Annotated in this window: 18 protein-coding genes; 8 read left to right on the forward strand and 10 right to left on the reverse strand. The window is 53.2% G+C overall.

Annotated elements, in window-relative coordinates; translation table 11 throughout:
* From QE270_RS06355 to QE270_RS06375, 5 genes are all read left to right on the forward strand, one after another.
* On the forward strand, positions 1–1,128 hold a 1,128-nt coding region (locus tag QE270_RS06355; RefSeq protein ID WP_300036850.1), incomplete at its 5' end, for a saccharopine dehydrogenase family protein.
* Positions 1,128–2,282 (forward strand): carboxynorspermidine decarboxylase, encoded by a 1,155-nt coding sequence (locus tag QE270_RS06360; protein ID WP_300036853.1) that lies wholly within the window; start codon positions 1,128–1,130, stop codon positions 2,280–2,282. The genes QE270_RS06355 and QE270_RS06360, both read left to right, overlap by 1 nt.
* A 126-nt stretch (positions 2,283–2,408) precedes the next feature.
* Complete coding sequence (locus QE270_RS06365) at positions 2,409–3,614, forward strand: type III PLP-dependent enzyme (protein WP_300036855.1); 1,206 nt, start codon at positions 2,409–2,411, stop codon at positions 3,612–3,614.
* 66 nt (positions 3,615–3,680) lie between these two features.
* Positions 3,681–4,109 (forward strand): MAPEG family protein, encoded by a 429-nt coding sequence (locus QE270_RS06370; RefSeq protein ID WP_300036858.1) that lies wholly within the window; start codon positions 3,681–3,683, stop codon positions 4,107–4,109.
* 11 nt (positions 4,110–4,120) lie between these two features.
* Entirely contained in the window at positions 4,121–4,564 is a 444-nt protein-coding gene (locus tag QE270_RS06375) for an MAPEG family protein (RefSeq protein ID WP_300036861.1), read from the forward strand.
* Here the strand turns inward: QE270_RS06375 and QE270_RS06380 are convergent.
* From QE270_RS06380 to QE270_RS06400, 5 genes are read right to left on the reverse strand one after another with little or no spacing between them, the layout of a single operon-like run.
* Positions 4,561–5,754: a class I SAM-dependent RNA methyltransferase gene (locus QE270_RS06380; protein WP_300036864.1), complete on the reverse strand. Its 1,194-nt coding sequence runs from the start codon at positions 5,752–5,754 to the stop codon at positions 4,561–4,563. The two genes, QE270_RS06375 and QE270_RS06380, sit on opposite strands and share 4 nt — an antisense overlap.
* A gap of 47 nt (positions 5,755–5,801) precedes the next feature.
* A complete protein-coding gene (gene ilvD / locus QE270_RS06385; RefSeq protein ID WP_300036867.1) occupies positions 5,802–7,523 on the reverse strand; it encodes a dihydroxy-acid dehydratase in 1,722 nt (573 codons plus the stop codon).
* A gap of 45 nt (positions 7,524–7,568) precedes the next feature.
* Positions 7,569–8,297 (reverse strand): N-formylglutamate amidohydrolase, encoded by a 729-nt coding sequence (locus QE270_RS06390; protein WP_300036870.1) that lies wholly within the window; start codon positions 8,295–8,297, stop codon positions 7,569–7,571.
* Positions 8,294–9,121 (reverse strand): 4-(cytidine 5'-diphospho)-2-C-methyl-D-erythritol kinase, encoded by an 828-nt coding sequence (locus QE270_RS06395; protein ID WP_300036873.1) that lies wholly within the window; start codon positions 9,119–9,121, stop codon positions 8,294–8,296. Before QE270_RS06395 ends, QE270_RS06390 begins: the two co-directional genes overlap by 4 nt.
* A gap of 44 nt (positions 9,122–9,165) precedes the next feature.
* On the reverse strand, positions 9,166–10,806 hold the full coding sequence (locus QE270_RS06400; protein ID WP_300036875.1) for an electron transfer flavoprotein-ubiquinone oxidoreductase: 1,641 nt from the start codon (positions 10,804–10,806) through the stop codon (positions 9,166–9,168).
* A 114-nt stretch (positions 10,807–10,920) separates the two neighbouring features.
* Here QE270_RS06400 and QE270_RS06405 point away from each other — a divergent pair, with 114 nt between their 5' ends.
* The 3 genes from QE270_RS06405 to moaB are packed head-to-tail and all read left to right on the forward strand — an operon-like array spanning position 10,921 to position 13,929.
* Entirely contained in the window at positions 10,921–11,673 is a 753-nt protein-coding gene (locus tag QE270_RS06405) for a uracil-DNA glycosylase family protein (RefSeq protein WP_300036877.1), read from the forward strand.
* The gene (locus tag QE270_RS06410) at positions 11,670–13,415 is read left to right on the forward strand and encodes a lytic transglycosylase domain-containing protein (RefSeq protein ID WP_300036879.1); all 1,746 of its coding nucleotides are present in this window, start codon (positions 11,670–11,672) and stop codon (positions 13,413–13,415) included. The genes QE270_RS06405 and QE270_RS06410 overlap by 4 nt, the downstream gene beginning before the upstream one ends.
* Positions 13,402–13,929, forward strand: a complete 528-nt coding sequence (gene moaB / locus QE270_RS06415) for a molybdenum cofactor biosynthesis protein B (RefSeq protein ID WP_300036881.1) — start codon at positions 13,402–13,404, stop codon at positions 13,927–13,929. Before QE270_RS06410 ends, moaB begins: the two co-directional genes overlap by 14 nt.
* A 114-nt stretch (positions 13,930–14,043) precedes the next feature.
* Here moaB and QE270_RS06420 read toward each other — a convergent pair whose 3' ends face one another.
* The 5 genes from QE270_RS06420 to QE270_RS06440 all read right to left on the reverse strand — a co-directional run bounded on the left by QE270_RS06420 (position 14,044) and on the right by QE270_RS06440 (position 21,669).
* Complete coding sequence (locus QE270_RS06420; RefSeq protein ID WP_300036883.1) at positions 14,044–15,642, reverse strand: long-chain fatty acid--CoA ligase; 1,599 nt, start codon at positions 15,640–15,642, stop codon at positions 14,044–14,046.
* A 69-nt stretch (positions 15,643–15,711) separates the two neighbouring features.
* Positions 15,712–19,188 carry a DNA polymerase III subunit alpha gene (gene dnaE / locus QE270_RS06425; protein ID WP_300036886.1) on the reverse strand — a complete coding sequence of 1,159 codons (3,477 nt, stop codon included), beginning with the start codon at positions 19,186–19,188 and terminating at the stop codon, positions 15,712–15,714.
* 62 nt (positions 19,189–19,250) lie between these two features.
* Entirely contained in the window at positions 19,251–19,739 is a 489-nt protein-coding gene (locus QE270_RS06430) for a glutathione peroxidase (RefSeq protein ID WP_300036889.1), read from the reverse strand.
* 15 nt (positions 19,740–19,754) lie between these two features.
* Positions 19,755–20,426 (reverse strand): ABC transporter ATP-binding protein, encoded by a 672-nt coding sequence (locus tag QE270_RS06435; protein WP_300036892.1) that lies wholly within the window; start codon positions 20,424–20,426, stop codon positions 19,755–19,757.
* A complete protein-coding gene (locus tag QE270_RS06440; RefSeq protein ID WP_300037047.1) occupies positions 20,419–21,669 on the reverse strand; it encodes a lipoprotein-releasing ABC transporter permease subunit in 1,251 nt (416 codons plus the stop codon). The genes QE270_RS06435 and QE270_RS06440 overlap by 8 nt, the downstream gene beginning before the upstream one ends.
* Between the last annotated feature and the right edge of the window lie 365 nt (positions 21,670–22,034).

Raw genomic sequence — 22,034 nt, forward strand, 5'->3', positions numbered from 1 at the left:
AGCCATATCAGCCTTGCAAGCCGCACCAAATCGAAATGCGACGCGATCGCAGCGTCAGTCAAGGACCGCACTAACGTTGATATCGATACCTATTCACTTGATGCCGATGATGTTCCCGCGACAACTGCGCTGCTGAACCAAATCAAGCCAAGTTTGGTCGTCAACCTTGCTTTGCCTTACCAAGACCTCAACATCATGGATGCGTGTTTGGCTGCTGGCGTTCATTACATGGATACGGCGAATTACGAACCACTTGATGTCGCCAAGTTCGAATATCATTGGCAGTGGGCCTATCAGGACCGGTACAAGAATGCTGGCCTTACGGCATTGTTGGGCTCAGGTTTTGACCCCGGCGTGACCAGCGTTTTTACAACCTATCTTAAAAAACATCACTTCGACCGCATCGACACGCTTGATATTCTCGACTGCAATGGCGGGGACCATGGTCAAGCCTTTGCCACAAACTTCAATCCTGAAATTAACATCCGCGAAGTTACTGCCGTGGCGCGTCACTGGGAAAATGGCGCATGGGTGGAAACACCAGCGATGTCAGTGAAGCAAAGCTTCGATTTTGAAGCCGTCGGCCCGAAGAACATGTATCTGATGTATCATGAGGAAATCGAAAGCCTCAAAACGCATCTGCCAGAAATCAAGCGCATTCGGTTCTGGATGACCTTTGGCGACGCCTATATCACCCACCTGAACGTACTTCAGGCGGTCGGCATGACTCGGATTGACCCAGTGATGTATGAGGGCAAAGAAATCGTCCCGCTTCAGTTTTTAAAGGCTGTGTTGCCTGAACCCGCTTCGCTTGGTCCAACCACCAAGGGAAAGACCAACATTGGCTGTATAGCCACTGGCGCTGGCAAGGATGGCAAGGACAAGACGCTCTACATTTACAATATTTGCGACCATGAAGATGCGTATGCCGAAACCGGAAACCAAGCGGTTAGCTATACCACCGGGGTACCGGCGATGATTGGCGCGGCGATGTTGGCAACTGGCAAATGGTCTGGCGCTGGCGTGTGGAACATTGAACAGTTCGACCCCGATCCATTCATGGACATGCTCAATTTGCATGGCCTGCCTTGGCGAGTGAAGGAACTTGATGGGCCGCTGCAGTTCTAATGGAAACCAAAGCAGGCGATCCTGGGGCTTTTGCCCATTTTGACCTTCACCGCGTGCCGTCGCCTGCCTTTGTGGTGGATGAGGCTGCGTTACGGCGGAATCTTGCCATATTGGCCGATGTCAAACAGCGGTCTGGTGCCAAGATACTGTGTGCGATGAAAGCATTTTCCATGTGGAAAGTGGCGCCTATCATTGGCGAATATCTGGATGGCGTATGCAGCTCTGGCCTCTGGGAATCGCGTCTCGCGCGAGATTATTACAAGGGCGAAATTGCGACCTATTGTGCTGGCTATAAAGAATCTGACATGGCCGAGATCGTCAATATCTCGGATCATGTCATTTTCAACAGTCCGCATCAGCATCGGCGCTTTGCGTCGTTCCTGAATGATAGTGTGGATGTTGGCCTTCGGGTTAACCCCGAACATGCAGAAGGCGAAATACCTAAATACGACCCCTGCTCACCGGGTTCGCGGCTTGGTTTTCCTATCAGTCAATTAAAGGCCGAACATATCGAAGGCGTTTCGGGCCTTCATTTTCACAGCCTGTGCGAACAAGACTTCGAACCGCTGAAGCGCACATGGGAAGCACTGAAGCCGCATATCTCTCCTTATTTCGGGCAACTGCGCTGGCTGAACTTTGGTGGCGGCCACCATATTACGCGCGCAGATTACCAGCGCGACGAACTTATCGCATTCATCCAAGATGTACGCGCAGAAACGGGTTTGGATGTCTATCTTGAACCTGGTGAAGCGATTGCACTTGATGCAGGGATACTCATCGGTGAACTGCTCGATGTTTTCGAGAACGGTATTCAGGTCGGCATCACTGATATTAGTGCCACCTGCCATATGCCTGACGTGATCGAGGCGCCCTATCGCCCTGCGATGCTCAAAGAGCGCTCAGAGGGCACTCCAGTGCGTCTAGGAGGGCCATCCTGCCTAGCTGGTGACATTATAGCAGATTATGTCCTTCCCGTGCCTGCAGAGCCTGGAGCGCGCTTCGCATTTCTGGATCAAGCGCATTATTCGATGGTAAAGACGAACACCTTTAACGGAGTGCCTTTGCCCTCACTCTGGCTCTGGAATAGCGAGACAGACACGCTCGAATGCGTCCGTACGTTCGAGTGGACCGAGTTTAGGGACCGGTTGAGCTAAAACCCGAACGAATCACTTTACAACCCATCAGTTTTTGATAATGCGCTCGTCCGCTGCCCCAGGGGGACTTCCAATAACCGCAAGGCAGCCTTGTTGTTTTTTATTATCTTTTGGGGGTCCCTTGAATTGTACGAGAACACTGACGCACTTGCTGTAGTCCGCGCGCTTCGCCCGGACGAACCAATCACGCTAATCCGCCCGCACGCCGCTACGCGCGCTGCCCGTTTCTTCGTTGAGAAGTTTCAGGGCAAGTCGCTTTATGCCGTAAAAGCTAATCCATCGCCTGCACTGCTTGAGACCCTTTGGGAAGCTGGCATCACGCATTATGACGTTGCATCCTTGGGCGAAGTCCGGCTGGTTCACAAATTCCTTCCCGATGCGAAGCTTTGCTTTATGCACCCGGTCAAAAGCGAGCGCGCCATCGCGCAAGCCTATCACAATCATAATGTCCGCACATTCAGCCTCGACAGTCATGACGAGCTGGAAAAGATCGTTAGCGCCACCAATGGCGCGACAGATCTTGAATTGTGCGTGCGGATTCGGGTTTCTTCCGACCACGCAAAGTTGAGCCTTGCCTCAAAGTTCGGTGCTGATCCGTCTGAGGTTGCAGACTTGCTGGTTGCCACGCGTCAAGTCGCAGACAGCCTTGGTATCTGCTTTCACGTGGGTAGCCAAGCCATGGCAGCAACTGCTTATGCAGAGGCTATGGAGCATGTCCGCGCCGCAATCGTCGAGGCATCCGTTACCGTTGATATCGTTGACATCGGCGGTGGTTTTCCGTCCGTCTATCCCGGAATGGAGCCGCCGGCGCTTGATGGCTATTTCGACGTCATTCACAACTGTTTTGAAGACCTGCCAATCAGCTACTCCGCGGAGCTTTGGTGCGAACCGGGCCGTGCATTATGCGCTGAATATGCGTCGTTATTAGTGAAGGTTGAGAAGCGTCGCGGAAACGAATTATTCATCAACGACGGCGCTTATGGTTCGCTGTTTGACGCTGCACATATCGGCTGGCGCTTCCCTGTGGCCCTTCAGCGGTCCGAGACCTCAATTGGTACCCAGATGGCCGAATTCAGCTTCTACGGGCCTACCTGCGACGATATGGACCATATGGCAGGCCCTTTTATCCTGCCTGATGATGTGCAAGCTGGTGATTATATTGAAGTTGGCATGATCGGCGCGTATGGCTGCGCGATGCGTACCGAGTTCAACGGCTTTGGTGAAACCGAAACGCTTGTCGTTGAGGATCAGCCGATGGCCACTCTCTATGGTTGGGCGCCGGCCAATGACGCAGGTGTCGGCGCAAAGCGCTCACAAAGCTCAAAAATCTAAGTTACATTGACAATTTATCTAAGGTGCACCACCCTCCCCATCTGAAAAGACGGGGAGGGTTTTTATATGAATACGCCTATTTTGGCGCCAGCGGCCGCGTTGGTGGTCTGGTCAATCATAATGTTGTTCTGGATGGCGGGAACACGCCTTCCTGCCATGTCAAAGATTGGGATGGATCTAAAACAAGCTGCGCCGGGTGGGCGAGGCCAAGACATTGACCCAAATGTGCCGCCATCAGTGGCATGGAAGTCCCACAATTACGCGCATCTTATGGAACAGCCGACAATATTCTACGCCACCATTATGATATTGGCGCTTTCAGGTGGAGCGACGGACCTGTCGATAGCGTTGGCATGGGGCTACACCGTTCTACGTGTCATTCACAGCATCTGGCAGGCAACGGTTAACACCGTCAGCATCCGCTTCATGTTCTTTTTATTATCAACACTTTGCTTAACGATCCTGGCAATACAGGCTTTGATCGTAACTATTTAAGGGGGAGTAATATGGAAAGTAGTATTTTAGGACCAGTCGTCGCGCTTGCGGCATGGACCATGATTATCTGGATATGGATGTATGCCACGCGCATACCTGCCATGAACCGCGCCGGGATTGACGGAACGAAAATTGTTGGTTCCTCGAGCGGAGCCTTGCGCGATGCTCTTATAGCTAAAGGCGAAGAAAAAGCTTCGTGGGTTGCTGATAATTACAATCACTTACATGAAGCACCTACGGTGTTTTATGCGATATGTGTGACACTTGCCATGGTTGGTCAGGGCGACAATCTGAATGCAACCATTGCGTGGGTTTATGTCGGTCTACGTGTGGCGCACAGCCTCGTTCAAATCTTGTCTAACCGCGTTGTTATCCGCTTTGCACTGTTTGCATTGTCATCATTGGCGCTCATAATGCTCGTAGTGCATGCCGTAATGGCGGTGCTTTTGCACTAACGGCTGAAATGGCCAACCAGCTCGATATGGGTTGACCAGCGGAATTGACCTACGGGCCATATCCGCTGCAACCTGTATCCAGCGGCCACCAACGTTTTGGCGTCGCGCGCAAAGCTCGCTGGATTACAACTGACATATGCAATATTTGCCACGTTAGACGCTGCCAGTTGTGCCACCTGCTCCTTTGCACCCGCACGTGGCGGATCCAGTATCACAGTTTGAAACTTATTAAGTTCCTCAGGCGTAAGGGGGCGCCTGAACAGGTCCCGATGTTCGGCAAATATCATCCTGCCGCTGCGCCCGGCAGCAGCCTTTAAAGCTAGGCTGGCTTGAAGGTCTGCCTCACCAGCATAAATTTTTCGACCTGCACCCATCGACAGCGCAAAAGTTCCTGACCCAGCAAAAAGGTCTGCTATAATAGTGTCGCTGCCAACGATTTGTTTTACCGCGTTCACCAACGCGGCCTCTCCATCGACTGTGGCCTGAAGGAAGCCATAAGGTTGATAACCGACAGCTACTCCCCCCAATGTAACCGTGACAGGTTCGGGTTCGTAAAACGGAACAGGGCCATAACCTTCATCAAGCGACAACCGCGCCAGATTGTGGGTTTTGGCGAAGTCTGACAGCAGTTCGTGCGTGTCGAGATCATTCGCGATCCAGTTCTCAATGAGAACATCAACGCCCTGGTCCACCATCGCCAATTTAATCTGCACCTGACGCGCACGGTTTAGCCGTGGCTCAAGCAATGTTCGCATTGGCGCAAGCAACGCAAACAACTCTGACGCCATGACGTCACATTGCCTTACATCAATGATACGGTGGCTTTTTTCGGTACTGAAGCCCAGCTGAAATTGCTTGCCTGCCCAAGCTGAGCGGACCGCAATGCGACGGCGAGTCTTTGGCGGTGATAGATGAACAGGCATCACCTCGCCGATCTCGACCTGCTGCGTGGCAAGGGTATGCGTCACGCGCTCTGCAATAAACAGGTGCTGGCTGTCTTCGTCTAGATGCTGCAACTGACAACCACCGCACAATGGAAAGTGCTGACATGGCGGCGGCAGGTGGTGCGGGCCGTGTATCAAACCACCCGACGGTTCAACAATGTCGCCTGGTGCTGCCAAAGCCACATAACGGCCATTTGCAGTGACGCCATCACCGCGTGCCGCCACTCTGATAATCTCTTCCGTCATTTCCATACCGCCCCATGCCCGTGAAGGGGCGCGCAATCAACTGGCGATTAAATATCAGCAAAAACGTGAGTTTCCTTGGCACCACCCGGATGCGTCACTGCGCCTTTATAGGCCGGCCCAACATTCTGCGCATAACGCCAAATGGCACCAGACTGATAATCAGTTTCGCGCGGTTTCCAGCTTTTCCTCCTATTTTCAAGTATGTCAGAGTCAACATTCAGATCAATTACACCTGTTTCAGCGTCGATCATTATCTCGTCGCCATCTTCGATCAATGCAATCGGGCCGCACAATGCTGCTTCAGGCCCAACATGACCAATGCAGAACCCCCGCGTTGCACCGGAGAAACGGCCATCGGTGATGAGCGCAACTTTCTCTCCCATGCCCTGCCCGTATAATGCAGCTGTCGTAGACAGCATCTCGCGCATGCCGGGGCCGCCCCTTGGCCCTTCATAACGGATCACAATAACTGAACCCTCGCGGATTTGCCTTGCTTCGACGGCGGCAAAGCAATCCTCCTCACAATCGAACACTTGGGCTGGCCCCGTGAACGTAAGCCGGTCCATGCCAGCAACCTTCACAATCGCGCCATCGGGGGCAAGCGATCCGCGCAACCCTACAACGCCGCCTGTGGGCGTTATTGGCGCTGTCGCTGGATAAATGACCTTCTGATCGGGGTTCCACGTAATTTCTTCAATATTCTCGCCAAGCGTTTTACCCGTGACGGTCATGCAGTCCCCAAACAAAAGGCCTTCGCCCAACAAGGACTTCATCAGCATATACACGCCGCCGGCGTCATACATGTCGCGCGCAACGAATTGCCCGCCGGGCTGAAGGTCGGCCATATAAGGTGTTGTTTTGAATGCCTCCGCCACATCGAACAGGTCAAAGTCTATCCCTGCCTCATGCGCCATGGCGGGCAAATGCAGTGCACCATTGGTCGATCCACCCGTTGCCGCAACAATTCTTGCTGCATTTACAAAGGCTTCTCGCGTACAGATATCACGGGGTCTAATATTGCGCGCGAGCAATTCCATCACTTGAAAGCCTGCCGCATGCGCAATCTGGTCACGCGTGGAGTACGGCGCGGGTGCCATATTGCTGTTGGGTAACGAAAGGCCTATCGCTTCGCCAACGCACGCCATAGTATTCGCAGTATATTGCCCGCCACACGCGCCATGGCCCGGACAGGCCACACGCTCAAGTTCTTCAAGTTCCGACAAAGGACAGGCGCCTGCCGCATATTTTCCAACAATTTCGAACACGTCTTTGACGGTCACGTCCTTATTGTTGTGACGACCCGGCAAGATAGACCCGCCATACACGAATATGGATGGCACGTTCAGACGCAACATCGCCATCATTATACCGGGTAAGGACTTGTCGCAGCCCGCAAAGCCTACAAGCGCGTCGTAACAATGCCCACGTACGGACAGCTCAACCGAATCTGCGATGACTTCACGGCTGACAAGGGAGGACTTCATCCCTTGATGGCCCATGGCGATACCATCAGTCACGGTTATCGTATTAAAACGTCGGGGCATGCCGCCGCCCTGTTCTACACCCAAACGCGCTATGTCTGCTTGGGCATCAAGCGTCGTGTTGCACGGAGCACTGTCATTACCAGCAGATACCACACCGACAAATGGCCGCGCAATTTCCTCGGCAGTTAACCCCATTGCGTAATAATAACTGCGATGTGGCGCGCGCTCTGGTCCTACGGACACATGACGGCTTGGCAATTTGGACTTATCGAACTGGTTGGACATCTTACACTCCGTTTCAAGCCTGCGCTTTAAACGTTTTTGTGCTGATTAGCCAAGTCGTTCCGACACAAAATGGCACATATCTGACAATATGCGTGCAAATCTTGCTTGGCCTGAAGGCGTGCAGGCCAAATCTTGCCGCATCTCAATGCCGATATACGGTATTTCATTGGCCTCCGCATGGCGGTTCATCGTCGCGTTCAGAAGCTTGCCCGAATAAGGCAATTGGTCACCTACAAGATATCCTGCGTTTTCAAGGAATGGAATGGCAAGCTTAGACGCCGCCTCCTGTTCATTATACAACACGCCGACTTCCCAAGGCCGAGGCTCATTGGGTTTGCTTTCTAAGGCTGGTGTAAAGCTGTGCAGTGACAATATCAGTGCTGGGCGATGTTGAGACAGCAAGTCCTTCAGATGGTCGTGGTAGGGCCTGTGGAAGCGCATCAGCCTTGCTTCCCGCTCATCTGGCGCGACGTCATTGCCGAGGATGACGACACCATCACTCGAACGCGGCATCACAGCAGGATCGAGTTCGTCACGGTTCAAGTCGACAACGAGTCGAGAATACCCCCCCAAATAGGCCGCAAAGCTCATATGTTGCGTTATCAAATGCGCAACAGGGGCAACGCCGATATCCCAGGCAATGTGGGTGTCGAGAACCAGTCGATCAATGCCAAGCACAATATCGTCAGGAACATCATTTGACCCGTGATCACCGATGATGAGGAAGCCACCTTTGCGCGGTGTCCCTAGTATCTCAAACAGCAGGTCCTTCATCGCAGCACACTGGCCATAGACCACCAATGTGGGTTAAGTGTTGTTCTTGCCGTTTGTAATGACGCCGTATCGTCAAACAACGCAAAGCATGTCGCTCCAGACCCGGACATGCGCACGATGGCTGGATTAGCGGAAGAAAGACGTTTCAATATATCCGATATAACGGGACAAATCGCCGCTGCCAAAGGCTCGAGGTCGTTTCGGCTCACACGCGCTGTGTCCCACATGTCGCCTCGGCCAACTTCGCCACCATCAACACCAGCCCATGCCTTGAATATAGCTGCCGTCGAAACCGACTGAAGCGGGTTAACCAACAGCAAATACCTTGCTGTGATGCTGCTATCGTCCAAAAACACAAGGTCAGTACCGGTACCACTGCCAAAGCATGCACGGCTGAACACGCAAGCAGGGATGTCTGCACCCAAAGGTGCAAGAATGTCCGCCAGTTCCTGTTCGGAGGCACCCATGCCCCACAGCCGGTTGAGAAGCCGCGCTGTGGCCGCGGCGTCTGCGGAACCACCACCAATGCCCGAAGCAATCGGCAGTTGCTTATCAAGCCGGATAGCAGCGCCTTGCGATACTCCAAAATGCGACTTTAACAATGCAGCTACCTGAAGCACCAGATTGGTCTCATCTGCAGCGAGACCACTCCCGAATGGCCCGTCTATTTCAAGGCTTAATGCGTCTGAAACATGCGCATGTAAAACGTCGCCACCTTGCGCAAAAGCAAACAATGTCTCTATATCATGATAGCCATCTGCCCGTCGCCGCCGAACATGCAGGGCAAGATTGATCTTTGCGAAGGCAACTTCAGAATGATCCACAAAACGCCTTTAAACCCCGGCCAACAGCCCAAGCGCTACCCCAATCACATATTGGGGTAGTTAGGTCCACCACCGCCCTCTGGCGTCACCCAGTTGATGTTCTGGTTAGGGTCCTTGATGTCGCATGTTTTGCAATGCACGCAATTCTGAGCGTTGATTTGATAACGCGCGTCTTTACCTTCTTCCTCAATCCACTCATACACACCTGCCGGGCAATAACGTGTCGATGGGCCCGCGAATTCCATGAACTCACTGGTCTTTTGAAGATCCATGTCCTTGACTTGCAAGTGAATTGGCTGATCTTCGGCGTGGTTGGTGTTCGACAGGAACACTGATGACAATCGGTCAAAGCTGAACACGCCGTCGGGCTTCGGATAGTCGATGCGTTCGGCGGTATTTTTCTTTTTAAGCGCCTTGTGGTCAGGATAATGCTTCATCGTGAACGGCATGCGAATACCAAAATTCTCCAGCCACATATTGATGCCGGCAAGCGCCGTTCCCAACACATTGCCGTATTTCTCGACCAGCGGCAGGACGTTGCGTACCATTCGCAATTCTGTATAAATCCAGCTTTTTTCATAAGCTATCTGATAAGATGTCAGCGCGTCATGCTCGCGGCCCGCTGCCAGTGCTTCAACAGCGGCATCAGCGGCCAGCATGCCGGACTTCATCGCCGTATGCGAACCCTTGATACGCGGTACGTTTACGAAACCGGCTGAACATCCGATCAATGCCCCGCCAGGAAAAGCCAGCTTCGGAACCGACTGCCAGCCACCATCGCTGATCGCGCGCGCGCCATAAGAGACGCGACGCCCCCCAGCGAGTATCTTCTTAACCTCTGGATGCGTTTTCCAACGCTGAAATTCTTCGAACGGTGACAGATAAGGGTTGGAATAGTTGAGCCAAACGACAAAGCCCAAGGCTACCTGATTGTTCGCATGGTGGTACAAAAATGCGCCGCCATTTGCATCAGTCAAAGGCCAGCCCTGGCTGTGAATGACGCGGCCGGCGGAATGCTGCTCGGGCGGAATGTCCCACAATTCTTTAATACCAATTCCGTAAACTTGCGGCTCGCAGTCTTTATCGAGCGCAAATTGCGGTTTGAGCAATTTGGTGAGATGACCGCGCACGCCTTCGGCAAAGAGTGTGTATTTTGCATGTAGTTCCATGCCCGGCATATAATCGTCTTTATGGCTACCATCGCGCGCGACGCCCATGTCGCCCGTCGCTACACCCTTTACCGAACCGTCGCTGTTATAAAGTATTTCTGCCGCCGAAAAGCCGGGGAAAATTTCTACACCCAAATTTTCAGCCTGCCCCGCAAGCCAGCGGCACAGATTACCAAGCGATCCGGTGTAGGTGCCCTTGTTATGCATGAAGCCCGGGGTCAGGAAATGGGGCATGTTGAACTTGCCGGTCTTAGTAAGAATCCAATGCTGGTTGTCATTCACCGGCGTATCGGCAAGCGAACAGCCCATATTGCGCCAGTCAGGCAGCAGCTCGTCAAGCGCCTTGGGATCGATAACCGCACCGGACAATATGTGCGCGCCCACCTCGGAACCTTTTTCAAGGATGCAGACACTAGTGTCGGGCGATTGCTGTTTTATGCGTATCGCAGCCGAAAGGCCTGCTGGCCCTGCGCCAACTATTACAACATCATAGGGCATCGACTCGCGTTCACTCATTGCCTTTATCCTTTACCCGGCATGTAATTCAGGCCATCCCGATATTCGAACAGCTTGTGGAAATTGCCATGCCAAGCAATTGACCCCGCCGTCAACTGGTGACTGAAGGGATTTATGGGGGATCGGGTAGAAATTACTGCATTTACTGTGGTTGAATCGCTAACTGGCTGGTGGGAGCTTGCCGGACTGGACGCGGCTGTTAGCGAAACCAGCGTCAACTGGCTTGCAGAAGAAGCGCCTTCAAACGCCCCCATACCGCCTATAAAAACGTCTACCACGCCAGAAATACGTTCTGCGTCCACTGCTCCGTCCGTCGCTTGGCCGGAAGAGATGTCGTCGTTACGCGAATTGGTGGCACATGGCGCTCCTCTCCCTGGCAACGGCTATGGTCCTTTGCGTTATGCGCCGATTGGCCCAGACAGCTGTGACGTCATGATTGTTTCAGACTTGCCAGACATTATCGGTTCCTCGGACACTTCAACCGGAGCAAACGCTGCTCTGCTGCGCCGTATGATGGGGGCTATCGGTATAGAAAGTAACGACTGCTACTGCACATGGATGGCAACGACTATGCCGTCGACAGCGGAAGTCCCCGAGCGTGACTTTCCCGAGCTGGCAGCGTTTGTGATGCACCAGATAAAGCTTATCAGGCCCAAATCGTTGGTGATACTCGGTGCGTCCACATGCAAGGCTCTGTTGGGCGAAAATCTCATGAATGCTCGGGCAGAGTTACGGAATATTAGTCATGATGGCCTCAACATAACGGTGTTAGCGACATTTCATCCGCGAACCCTTATCGCGCGACCTGCGATGAAGGCAGAGGCGTGGAGAGATTTGCAGATGTTTGGAAAAAGGGCAGTTCAATGAGTATCAGGGCGAAATGGCTAGCAATTGCTTTGGCTGCGTCGCCCTTTTCGGCAGCAGTTGCGAATAATAGTGAGGAATTTCGGGCTATCCTACCCCCTCAGCTGGCACCAAATGTTCTCAACGCAAAAGAAAAAGTTCTGTTTTCCGCAATCTATAATGCCATCCGAACAGAGAAATGGGATGAAGCCGCACGTCTGATTGACACCGCTCCGCGAGGCCCCATGTCAGCAATGGCGCGCGCTGAACTGTATGTCGCGCCAAATAGCCCAAAGGTTGAAGCCATCCAATTGCAAGCATTGCTCGAGATCGCGCCATATCTGCCACAGGCGGAACGTCTGGGGGCCATGGCGCGCAAACGAGGTGCGGAAGTTTTACCTAGTCGCCCCGGAGTACGTCGCTTTTCATGGCTTGGTGGGGCGCCAAAACGTGATTTGCCGACAAATATTGCGAGCGATGATATCCGCGCCGAATTGCAGATTTTTATAAAAAATGATCAGTCGCTGGCCGCAGAACAGTTTTTGGAAACCAAGGCTGCCGAGTTATCGCCCGAAGCATTGACCGAATTGCAATATCGCGTCGCTTGGTCCTATTATATCGAAAATGACGATGCGGCTGCAAAACGGGTAGCCGCCGAAGCGCAGTTGGCGGGCGGTGATTGGGGCACACAAGCTGCATGGGTTCGGGGCCTCGCTTCTTGGCGTCTGCGGGAATATGCGGCAGCTTTTGAAGCATTTGACTATGTATCGCGCTCAGCAGTAAATGACGACTTGAAGGCAGCGGGGCTGTTTTGGGGCGCACGGGCAGCGATGGCGATAAAACAACCACAATTTTTTCAGCCCAAAATGCAAAAAGCTGCGCAGTTGCCAGAAACATTCTACGGAATACTCGCGAGTGAAACGCTCGGTATGGTGCCGCTAGCAAGCAAAGCGGCTAAAGTGGCTAAGCTGGATTGGGCAAGCCTGAAAGACCAAGAGAATGCTGCGCTAGCAGTTGGGCTTGCAGAAATCGGTCAAAACAAATTGGCTGACGAGGCGTTGCGCCATCAGGCGAGAATTGGTGATGCGCGGCAACACGCAAACCTCGCGCAATTGGCTGGCGCGCTAAACTTGGCATCAACGCAATTTTGGCTTGGCCATTATGGTCCGTCGCGGGATCAAAGCAACGCCATGGCGCGCTATCCCATGCCCAATTGGAAACCCAGTGGCGGCTGGCGCGTCACGCCTGCTTTGGTTTATGCCCATACGCTGCAGGAATCCAATTTCCGTACAGACGTCATCAGCCCCGCTGGGGCGCGCGGCTTGATGCAAGTACGCCCAGGAACAGCTCAAGACATGGCGCGCGCGCGGGGCGCAGCCTTTACCGCATCTGAACTCGACGTTCCCTCTGTTAATCTGGAGTATGGGCAGTCCTACCTTGAAAAATTGCGTGATTTGCCGGCGACAGGTGGCCTACTTCCCAAAGTGATCGCAGCATATAATGCCGGCCCCTCGCCGCTTATACGCTGGAACAGCGAAATTCGCGACAATGGCGATCCTTTGTTGTTTGTTGAGTCCATTCCCTATTGGGAAACACGAGGTTACGTATCGATAATATTACGCAATTACTGGATTTACGAGATGCGCGAGAAAAAAGCATCGGGAAGCTTGAAAGGCTTAGCTCAATATATGTGGCCCAGATTTCCAGACGCCAATGGCAACGTTACTGCGCGCCGAATTTTAGGAGGCACTATTGCCACTCGATAACAACAGGGTGTTCAAGCCCGTGAACATCGCGCTTCTAACGGTTTCCGATACACGTGGAATTGACGATGACAGCAGCGGCGACATTTTGGCCGAACGGATCATTGCCGCTGGCCACAACATCGTCGACCGAACCATCTTACGCGATGATACCACGTTAATTACCGCACGCTTGCACAATTGGATAGATGACGATCAAGTCGACGTTGTTATCTCAACAGGTGGTACGGGATTAACCGGACGGGACGTGACGCCCGAGGCTTTGGACCGCGTCAAAACTAAGGAAATTCCTGGCTTTGGAGAATTGTTCCGTTGGCTGAGCTTTGCAAGCATTGGCACATCCACCATTCAATCAAGAGCTTGCGCTGTGCTTGCCCGGGGGACGTATATTTTCGCGCTGCCCGGATCCAATGGCGCGGTAAAGGACGGTTGGGATCAGATTTTGGTGCATCAGCTCGATAGCCGTCATCGCCCCTGCAACTTTGTCGAACTCATGCCCCGATTGCGCGAAGTTTAGTCTATTTCTTTTTGTTCTCATTCATGTGCAACGGGCAAAATGAAGGATATGAGGCCTCTGCTTCTACCGCCAAATCTCAACCTATTTTAGGTAAAGGACAGCGTGGTTTTTGCCTCAATCCCCCAGCACAAAGTCCTTAAATTGCTGGCGAAGTGCCACTTTCTGAATTTTACCGGTACCCGTATGCGGCAGTTCGTCCACGAAAAGCACTCGGTCGGGCATCCACCATTTGACGATGCGCTCGGCCAGATAGGCCTTCACCATTGCTTCGTCGACCTCCGCACCCGGTTTCTTCACAGCGATCAGAACGGGCCGCTCGTCCCATTTGGGGTGCGCAATTCCAATGGCGCCTGCCTCTGCAATACCTGGGCAGCCAACCGCGATATTCTCAAGCTCGACTGAACTGATCCACTCGCCACCGGACTTAATGACATCCTTGACTCGGTCAGTAATTTGCATCGTGCCATCGGGGTGAAGTAACGAAACATCGCCGGTGTCAAACCACTGGTCGGCATCAACAGCGTCGGCTTCTGCCTTAAAATAACGCTTAATGACCCAAGGCCCCCGAATTTGCAGAGCGCCAGATGTCACCCCATCGCGCGGCGCTACATTGCCATCCTTGTCAATCACCCGCAGCTCAACGCCAAATGGTGTGCGGCCTTGTTTGCATACGACATCAATTTGCTCGTCGAGTGTCAAATCATCCCAATTGGGTGTTGGCGCACCCATCGTGCCAATCGGCGACGTTTCTGTCATGCCCCACGCGTGGGCGACGCGGACTCCAGACTTCATCAGGCGCTCAATCATAGCACGTGGTGCAGCCGAACCGCCAATGGTAACAAGGCGTAATTTGCCAAGCGAAGCGTCGCGGCCCGCCGCTGCCTCTGCATCCAAATGTGCGAACATAGCAAGCCAGACCGTTGGGACGCCTGCGCTATGCGTGACGCCTTCCTGAAGCATCAGGCCATGCAACGTTGCGGCATCATTGGTAGTTGAAAACATAAATTTTACGCCAGCCGCAGCGCCTGCGAAGGGCAGCCCCCAGCTCGCGGCGTGGAACATTGGAACGATCGGCAGCAGGACTGCTTGTGGGCTGAGGTCAAAAATGGCTGGCGCGATTTCGGCCATTGCGTGCAATACGGTTGATCGGTGCTGATATAAGACCCCCTTGGGGTTGCCCGTCGTGCCGCTGGTGTAGCAGAGCATGCAAGCATCCCGCTCGTCACCGGTTGCCCATTCGTAATTGCCATCTTGCGCAGCTATGAATGCGCTATAACTGTCGTCACGATCAAAGATGACGTAATGCTCGACGGTCTTCAGATGGGATTTCAACCGGTCAATGATGGGCTGAAACATAGCGTCATACATCAGCACCTTATCTTCGGCATGGTTCATGATGTAGATCAGGTCTTCGTCGAACAGCCGCACATTAACGGTGTGAATAACACCGCCAAAGCCAATCGCGCCATACCAAGCCGCCAAATGCCGATGATGGTTCATTGCAAAGGTGGCAATGCGATCGCCCTTTTGAAGGCCAAGACCCGCAAAGGCTTGCGACAGCTTACGCGCCTCTGCCGCTACACCTGCCCAGTTGGTCCGCTCCATCGTCCCATCGGTCCAACGGGTCACGATTTCGCGCGGACCATGCTCGCGCGCCGCATAGTCAATCAAATGGGGAACGCGAAGGTCCCAATCCTGCATGGTGCCGCGCATCAAATTCTCTCCCTCACATAGCGTCGTTAATTGAAGCTGACGCATTTTTATTCAATGTTTATATCGCAATCAATGCACTAATGCCAAAACTGGCCCTAGAGGCGCAAGCTCTGCATTTTCAATGCCGTCAATTGCCCGAACCTGATCGAGCAAGGACGCATCAATCTGGTATCGGCGACCCAAGACAATCTGGACCCACCGACCATCTGCAGCACGGGTCTTTATAACCAATTCGCTTCGGCCGCCGTCCAGCGGTGCAACCATTTGCGCTAGCTGTAATAACGCGGTCTCAGCCGTTACGTCCAACTGCATTTTAAGCCGCGATAAGCTCGTCAGACCGCTCAGTGGCCTAACACTTTTTACCGAAAAATTTGGAGTTTCATCCCTTGGCCGCATATCCATTTCGCAATGGAGCAAAAGGCATTCCGCATCCTTCGCCCATTCGGCCAGCTGGGTTCCAACAGCTTCGTCAAAGCAGCGTACCGAAAACTGGCCACTATTGTCAGAAAAATCCGCAATCATGAAGCGCTTGCCTTTGCGGGATTCGCGCCAACGTACTCCCTCAATAAGCGCCGACATGGTAGCTGCCCTCCGAACGCCCTCTGGTATTGGACCGCTTTCGAGCCAAACAGCATAAGGCTTTGCACCATGGCTACTGGCGAGCGCGTCATATTGCGAGCAAGGATGTGCCGAAAAGTAGAAGCCGAACGCGTCCTTTTCCTGATTCATCTGCTCGGCAGGAGCCCAATACAGGCTGCTGTCGATCCGAAGGGCAGCCATGTCTGACCCGCCCTCGCCAAAGAGACCGCCCTGCCCACTTTCGCGCGAATCCCGCGCGGACTGCGCCGCAGCCAACAGCGTTTCTGCAGCTCCATGGGCGGAAGCGCGGTTTGGCTCTAACGCATCGAACGCACCTGCTGCTGCCAGATTTTCAAGACTGCGGCGGTTGATTTGGCTAGGGTCTGCGCGGTTGGCAAAGTCATCAAGGCTTTTGAAAAGCCCAGCTGCTATGCGCTCCGCGACCAAAATCTCCATTGCCCGTTCGCCAACATTTTTAATGCCGCCCAGTGCGTAGCGCACGGCATGCTCACCATGTGCGTTCGTTTCGACGATAAACTCGGCCTCACTTCGATTGATGTCTGGCGGCAAACAAATAACGTCAAGCCGTCGCATATCGTCCATAAAAATCGCCAACTTGTCGGTTTGGTGCATGTCAAAACACATCGATGCTGCATAAAATTCTTCAGGATGATGCGTCTTTAACCAAGCGGTTTGATAAGCGAGAACAGCATATGCTGCCGCGTGACTTTTGTTAAAACCATAGCCAGCAAATTTGTCGATTAAATCGAACAGTTCATTCGCGCGGTTGGGTGTGATTGCGTGGGTGGCGCAACCGCTGACAAAACGTTCGCGTTGCGCATCCATTTCGGCCTGAATTTTCTTACCCATTGCACGGCGAAGCAAATCGGCTTCCCCAAGGCTGTAGCCTGCAAGAATCTGCGCGGCTTGCATGACCTGTTCTTGGTAGACGAAAATACCATAGGTTTCGTTTAACACCGGTTCCAACAACGGATACGGATACTCAATACTCTCCTCGCCGTTTTTGCGGCGACCGAACATGGGGATATTGTCCATTGGCCCGGGGCGATAGAGCGACACGAGCGCGATGATGTCACCAAAATTGGTAGGCTTCACTGCTGCTAGTGTGCGCCGCATCCCTTCCGACTCAAGCTGAAACACACCCACGGTATCGCCACGTTGCAACAGCTCATATACCGCTGGGTCGTCATGCGGCAGTAAGTCGAGGTTTATCTCCACGCCGCGTTTGGCGAGCATTTGGCTACCCTTTTGCAGGACGGAAAGTGTCTTCAGTCCCAGAAAGTCGAATTTAACCAGGCCAGCACTTTCGACATATTTCATGTCGAATTGCGTGACAGGCATGTCCGAACGTGGGTCCCGGTACAAGGGCGCCAGCTCCGACAATGCCCGGTCACCAATGACCACGCCTGCTGCGTGAGTCGAACTGTGCCGTGGCAGACCTTCCAGCTTCATCGCAAGATCGAACAGACGCTTCACCTGAGCGTCACGCCGATATTCTTCGCGCAGCTCCGCAACTCCCGATAGCGCGCGCTTCAAATCCCAAGGGTCAACGGGTAGGTTCGGCACTTGCTTGCACAGTCGGTCGACTTGACCATAGCTCATTTGCAAAACGCGTCCGGTGTCTCGTAAAACTGCGCGCGCCTTCAACTTTCCAAAGGTGATGATCTGCGCAACCTGACGCGAGCCGTATTTCTTCTGCACATAACGGATAACCTCGCCACGCCGCGTTTCGCAGAAATCGATATCGAAGTCGGGCATTGATACACGGTCTGGATTCAAAAAGCGTTCGAACAGAAGCCCAAGCTTGATTGGGTCAAGATCGGTAATCGTCAGCGCCCAAGCCACAAGCGAACCCGCACCAGACCCGCGGCCCGGCCCAACCGCAATATCCTGTTCCTTCGCCCATTTTATAAAATCGGCAACGATCAAAAAATATCCAGGAAAGCCCATGGAGCAGATAACATCGGCTTCAAACTTCAACCGATCAAAATACAGCTGCCGTTCCGCTGGGTCGGTAATCCCTGCAATCTCAAGCCGCTTTTCAAGCCCAAGCCGTCCGTCTTCGCGCAGTTGCGCATCTTCGGCAGCCCGGTCACCCGCAAGGCTTGGCAATATGGGGCTTCGGATAGGCGCGAGCGCGGCGCACCTTTGCGCGATAACGAGCGTATTCGCTAACGCTTCAGGGACATCGGCAAACAACGCGCCCATTTGCTTGCCGGTTTTGATCCAAGTATCTCGGCTGCTCCTGCGGCGATCCGTGCTTTCGATATAGGTGCCGTCCGATATGCACAGCATGGCATCGTGCGCGTCGAAGAAATCAGGCTCGGCAAAAAAGGCAGTATTGGTCGCGACCAAGGGAATGTCGCGGGCATATGCAAGGTCAATGAGCGCGTCTTCCGCAGCGTCTTCAACCGCGTCGTTGCGCCTGCTGAGTTCGATATACAAATGCTCGGAAAACAGCGCCTGGAGACGCGTCAGGTAGCTGGATGCCGCTTCATGCTGCCCTTCACTCAACAGCCGGGCCAGCGCACCCTCTGCACCGCCTGTGAGGGCAATAAGGCCATCTTTATGCGCGGCAAGCTGCTCCAATGTCACATGCGCGTCGAGGTCTTCTGGACGATCAAGATGCGCCATCGATACCAAGCGACACAGATTATTGTAACCGCTCTCATCCTGCGCAAACAATGGCAACCAGTCGCGTGTGAATTTACCATCGCTGGATGGCCGCCGGATCCCAAGCAACGCGCCAATGATCGGCTGCACCCCATAGGATTTAGCCGCGTCCTGAAATGGCATCACGCCATAGAGACCATTGCGATCGCAAATGGCAATAGCGGGAAAGCCGAGCTTTTTTGCAGTCTCGCCAATGGCCTTAGGCTCAATCGCACCTTCCAATATGGTGTAAGCGGAATACACGCGCAGAGGAACAAAGGGAACGTAGGCCATCCAAGTACGTTAGATGACCTGCATGATTCGACAAACCCAGTTTTGGGCTAAGCTGTGGACAATCAGGCTGCTGCGGCGAGCAGTTTCTCGATGTCCTTCGCCAGTGCTTCAGGTTTGACCTGCGGGCCATGGCGGGCAACGACGTTGCCCTTGCGATCGACCAAGAATTTTGTGAAATTCCATTTGATACCACGTGACCCCATAAGGCCGGCTTGCTGCTGCTTGAGATAATCCCACAACGGGTCTTCATCGGTGCCATTCACGTCAATTTTTGCAGCCAGAGGGAATGACACATCATAAGTCAGCGAGCAAAAATTCTGAATTTCTTGCGCGTCACCTGGCTCCTGCGCGCCAAACTGATTGCAAGGAAATGCGAGAATTTCCAGACCCTGATCTTTATACTGGCGATACAACGCTTCAAGCCCCTTGTACTGGGGCGTGAAGCCACATTTGGATGCGGTGTTCACCACCAACACCACCTTACCCTTATGGGCTTCCATGGCCTCGGCTTGGCCATCAGGCATTTTCACTGTGAAATCATAAATCGACATTGATATTCTCCCTGCTTAGCCCAATCTGCCTTCTTGCAGACGCACGACGCGGTCCATTTTGGCTGCCAACCGTTCATTATGCGTTGCCACGATCGCCGAAGAACCCTCTTCGCGTACCAGCGCCATGAATTCGCCGAGCACAATATCGGCGGTGTGTTCATCCAGATTTCCTGTTGGCTCGTCCGCAAGCACCAGCTTGGGACGATTCGCCAACGCCCGCGCTACGGCAACGCGTTGCTGCTCACCTCCAGATAGCTTTGACGGCCGATGGTGGAGGCGCTCGGCAAGCCCTAGCTGCGTCAATAGATAGGTCGCACGTTCTAGAGCAACGTCAGGTTCAGCATCGGAAATCAATTGTGGCAAAATCACATTTTCCAGCGCGTCAAAGTCCGGCAACAGATGGTGAAATTGATACACGAAACCAAGCTTCTGCTTACGAATTTCGGTCTGACGATCCACACCGGCTGCGCTTACCTCCTCGCCATCAAGCTTGATGGAGCCAGAAAATCCGCCTTCCAAAAGACCAACCGCTTGAAGCATAGTCGATTTGCCCGAGCCAGATGGACCGAGTAAGGCAACCAGCTCTCCTTTACCAATCACAAGGTCTACACCGCGCAGAACTTCTATGGTGACATCGCCCTGCACAAATTTGCGGCGGACATCGACAAGCTCTAATATGTTATTCATAGCGCAGCACCTGAACAGGGTCAGTACTCGCAGCCTTGAGCGCCGGGTACAAGGTTGCAAGGAAGCTGAATAGCAAAGCGAGCCCGCAGATCACGAGCACTTCAACTGGATCAGTCCGGGACGGCAATTCGGTCAGGAATCGGATGGATGGGTCCCACAAATTTTGGCCGGTAACGAATTGGATAAAGTTCACAACCGACTGTCTAAAATATAAAAATATTGCGCCGAGTATCAATCCAAGCACAATGCCGGATGATCCGATCAGCAACCCGACCGTCATGAAAATCCGAAGCAGTGATTTGCGTGATGCCCCCATTGTCCGCAATATCGCAATGTCGCGGGTTTTTGCGCGCACCAACATGATCAGGGATGATAATATGTTGAAGACAGCAACAAGGACGATGATAGACAAAACCACAAACATGGCGACCCGCTCGACCGCTAATGCCTCGAACAGCGAGGCATTCATGCTCTTCCAGTCGACGATGAGCCCTTTATTCTCAAGCTTCGGCAGCAGCGGAGCGAGAATTTCATTCACTTTGTCGGGATTTTCGGTCTTGATTTCAATCATACCTATTTCGTCGCCCAGCAGCATAAGCAATTGCGCCCGCTCAATGGGCATGATCACAAATGCTTTGTCATAATCATAAACACCAACCTCAAAAATGGCCGCCACTTCGTAGGAAATCTCGCGCGGAACAGTGCCAAAAGGCGTTGTCCGGCCCGCTGGGTTGATTATGGTTATACTTTGACCAACTCTAACACCTAAATTTTGCGCGAGGCGCGATCCAATCGCTACTTTATCTTCGTCGGGACTAAGCGCATTTAGATCGCCAGCGACGGTCTTTCCCTTAAGCGTTTCATTTTTGAGTATGTCGTTGACCGACATGCCACGCGCCAAAATGGCTTCAACGCGGCCATCGAAAGTTGTTAGCAAAGGTTGTTCAATAAGCGCCGTGGCGTCGGTAACGCCGGGTGTGCTCTTAACGTCCTTCAGTATCTGACGCCAATCCTGCAACCGACCGCCATAGCCTTGCACCACTGCATGCCCGTTCAGCCCAACGATCTTGTCAAACAACTCCGCGCGGAAGCCATTCATAACGCTCATCACAATAATCAAAGCGGCTACGCCAAGTGCGACAGCGACAAGGCTTATGCTGGCAACAAGGAAAATGAACCCTTCGCCCTTGCCCGGAAGCAAATATCGTCGCGCTACCATGCGTTCATAACGCGACAATATCATGTGCGGACACTCATCCATAATTTCGGCATGGGGTGTTCTTAGGTTCCGCCAAGAAATCTGGCAAGTATTGTTGCAGCCGGGCAACAGCTTTTGAAAAAACGTTCGAGCCGGTTCGGTAAGAATTGCAAACAGAGCGGAGAGCTAACAAGGAGGGGTGGAATTCGTCGCGCGTCACTAGTGGCCGATGGTTCAGGGAAAAATCAGTCACGCCGGTGGGGACCGGCAGAGGACTGAAATTATGCGCTAGCAAAGCTGCAGAGCGAGGCCGTTCGGAACATCCGAGCGGCCTTGTTTTTATGTTGCCTCTGCCTTTCGCCAGAATTTTTGGCTCTTGCAATTTTGCGGATGCAACCCATCTTGCTTCT

The sequence above is a fragment of the Sphingorhabdus sp. genome (assembly GCF_029865925.1).
In the GTDB taxonomy this organism is placed as follows: domain Bacteria; phylum Pseudomonadota; class Alphaproteobacteria; order Sphingomonadales; family Sphingomonadaceae; genus Sphingorhabdus_B.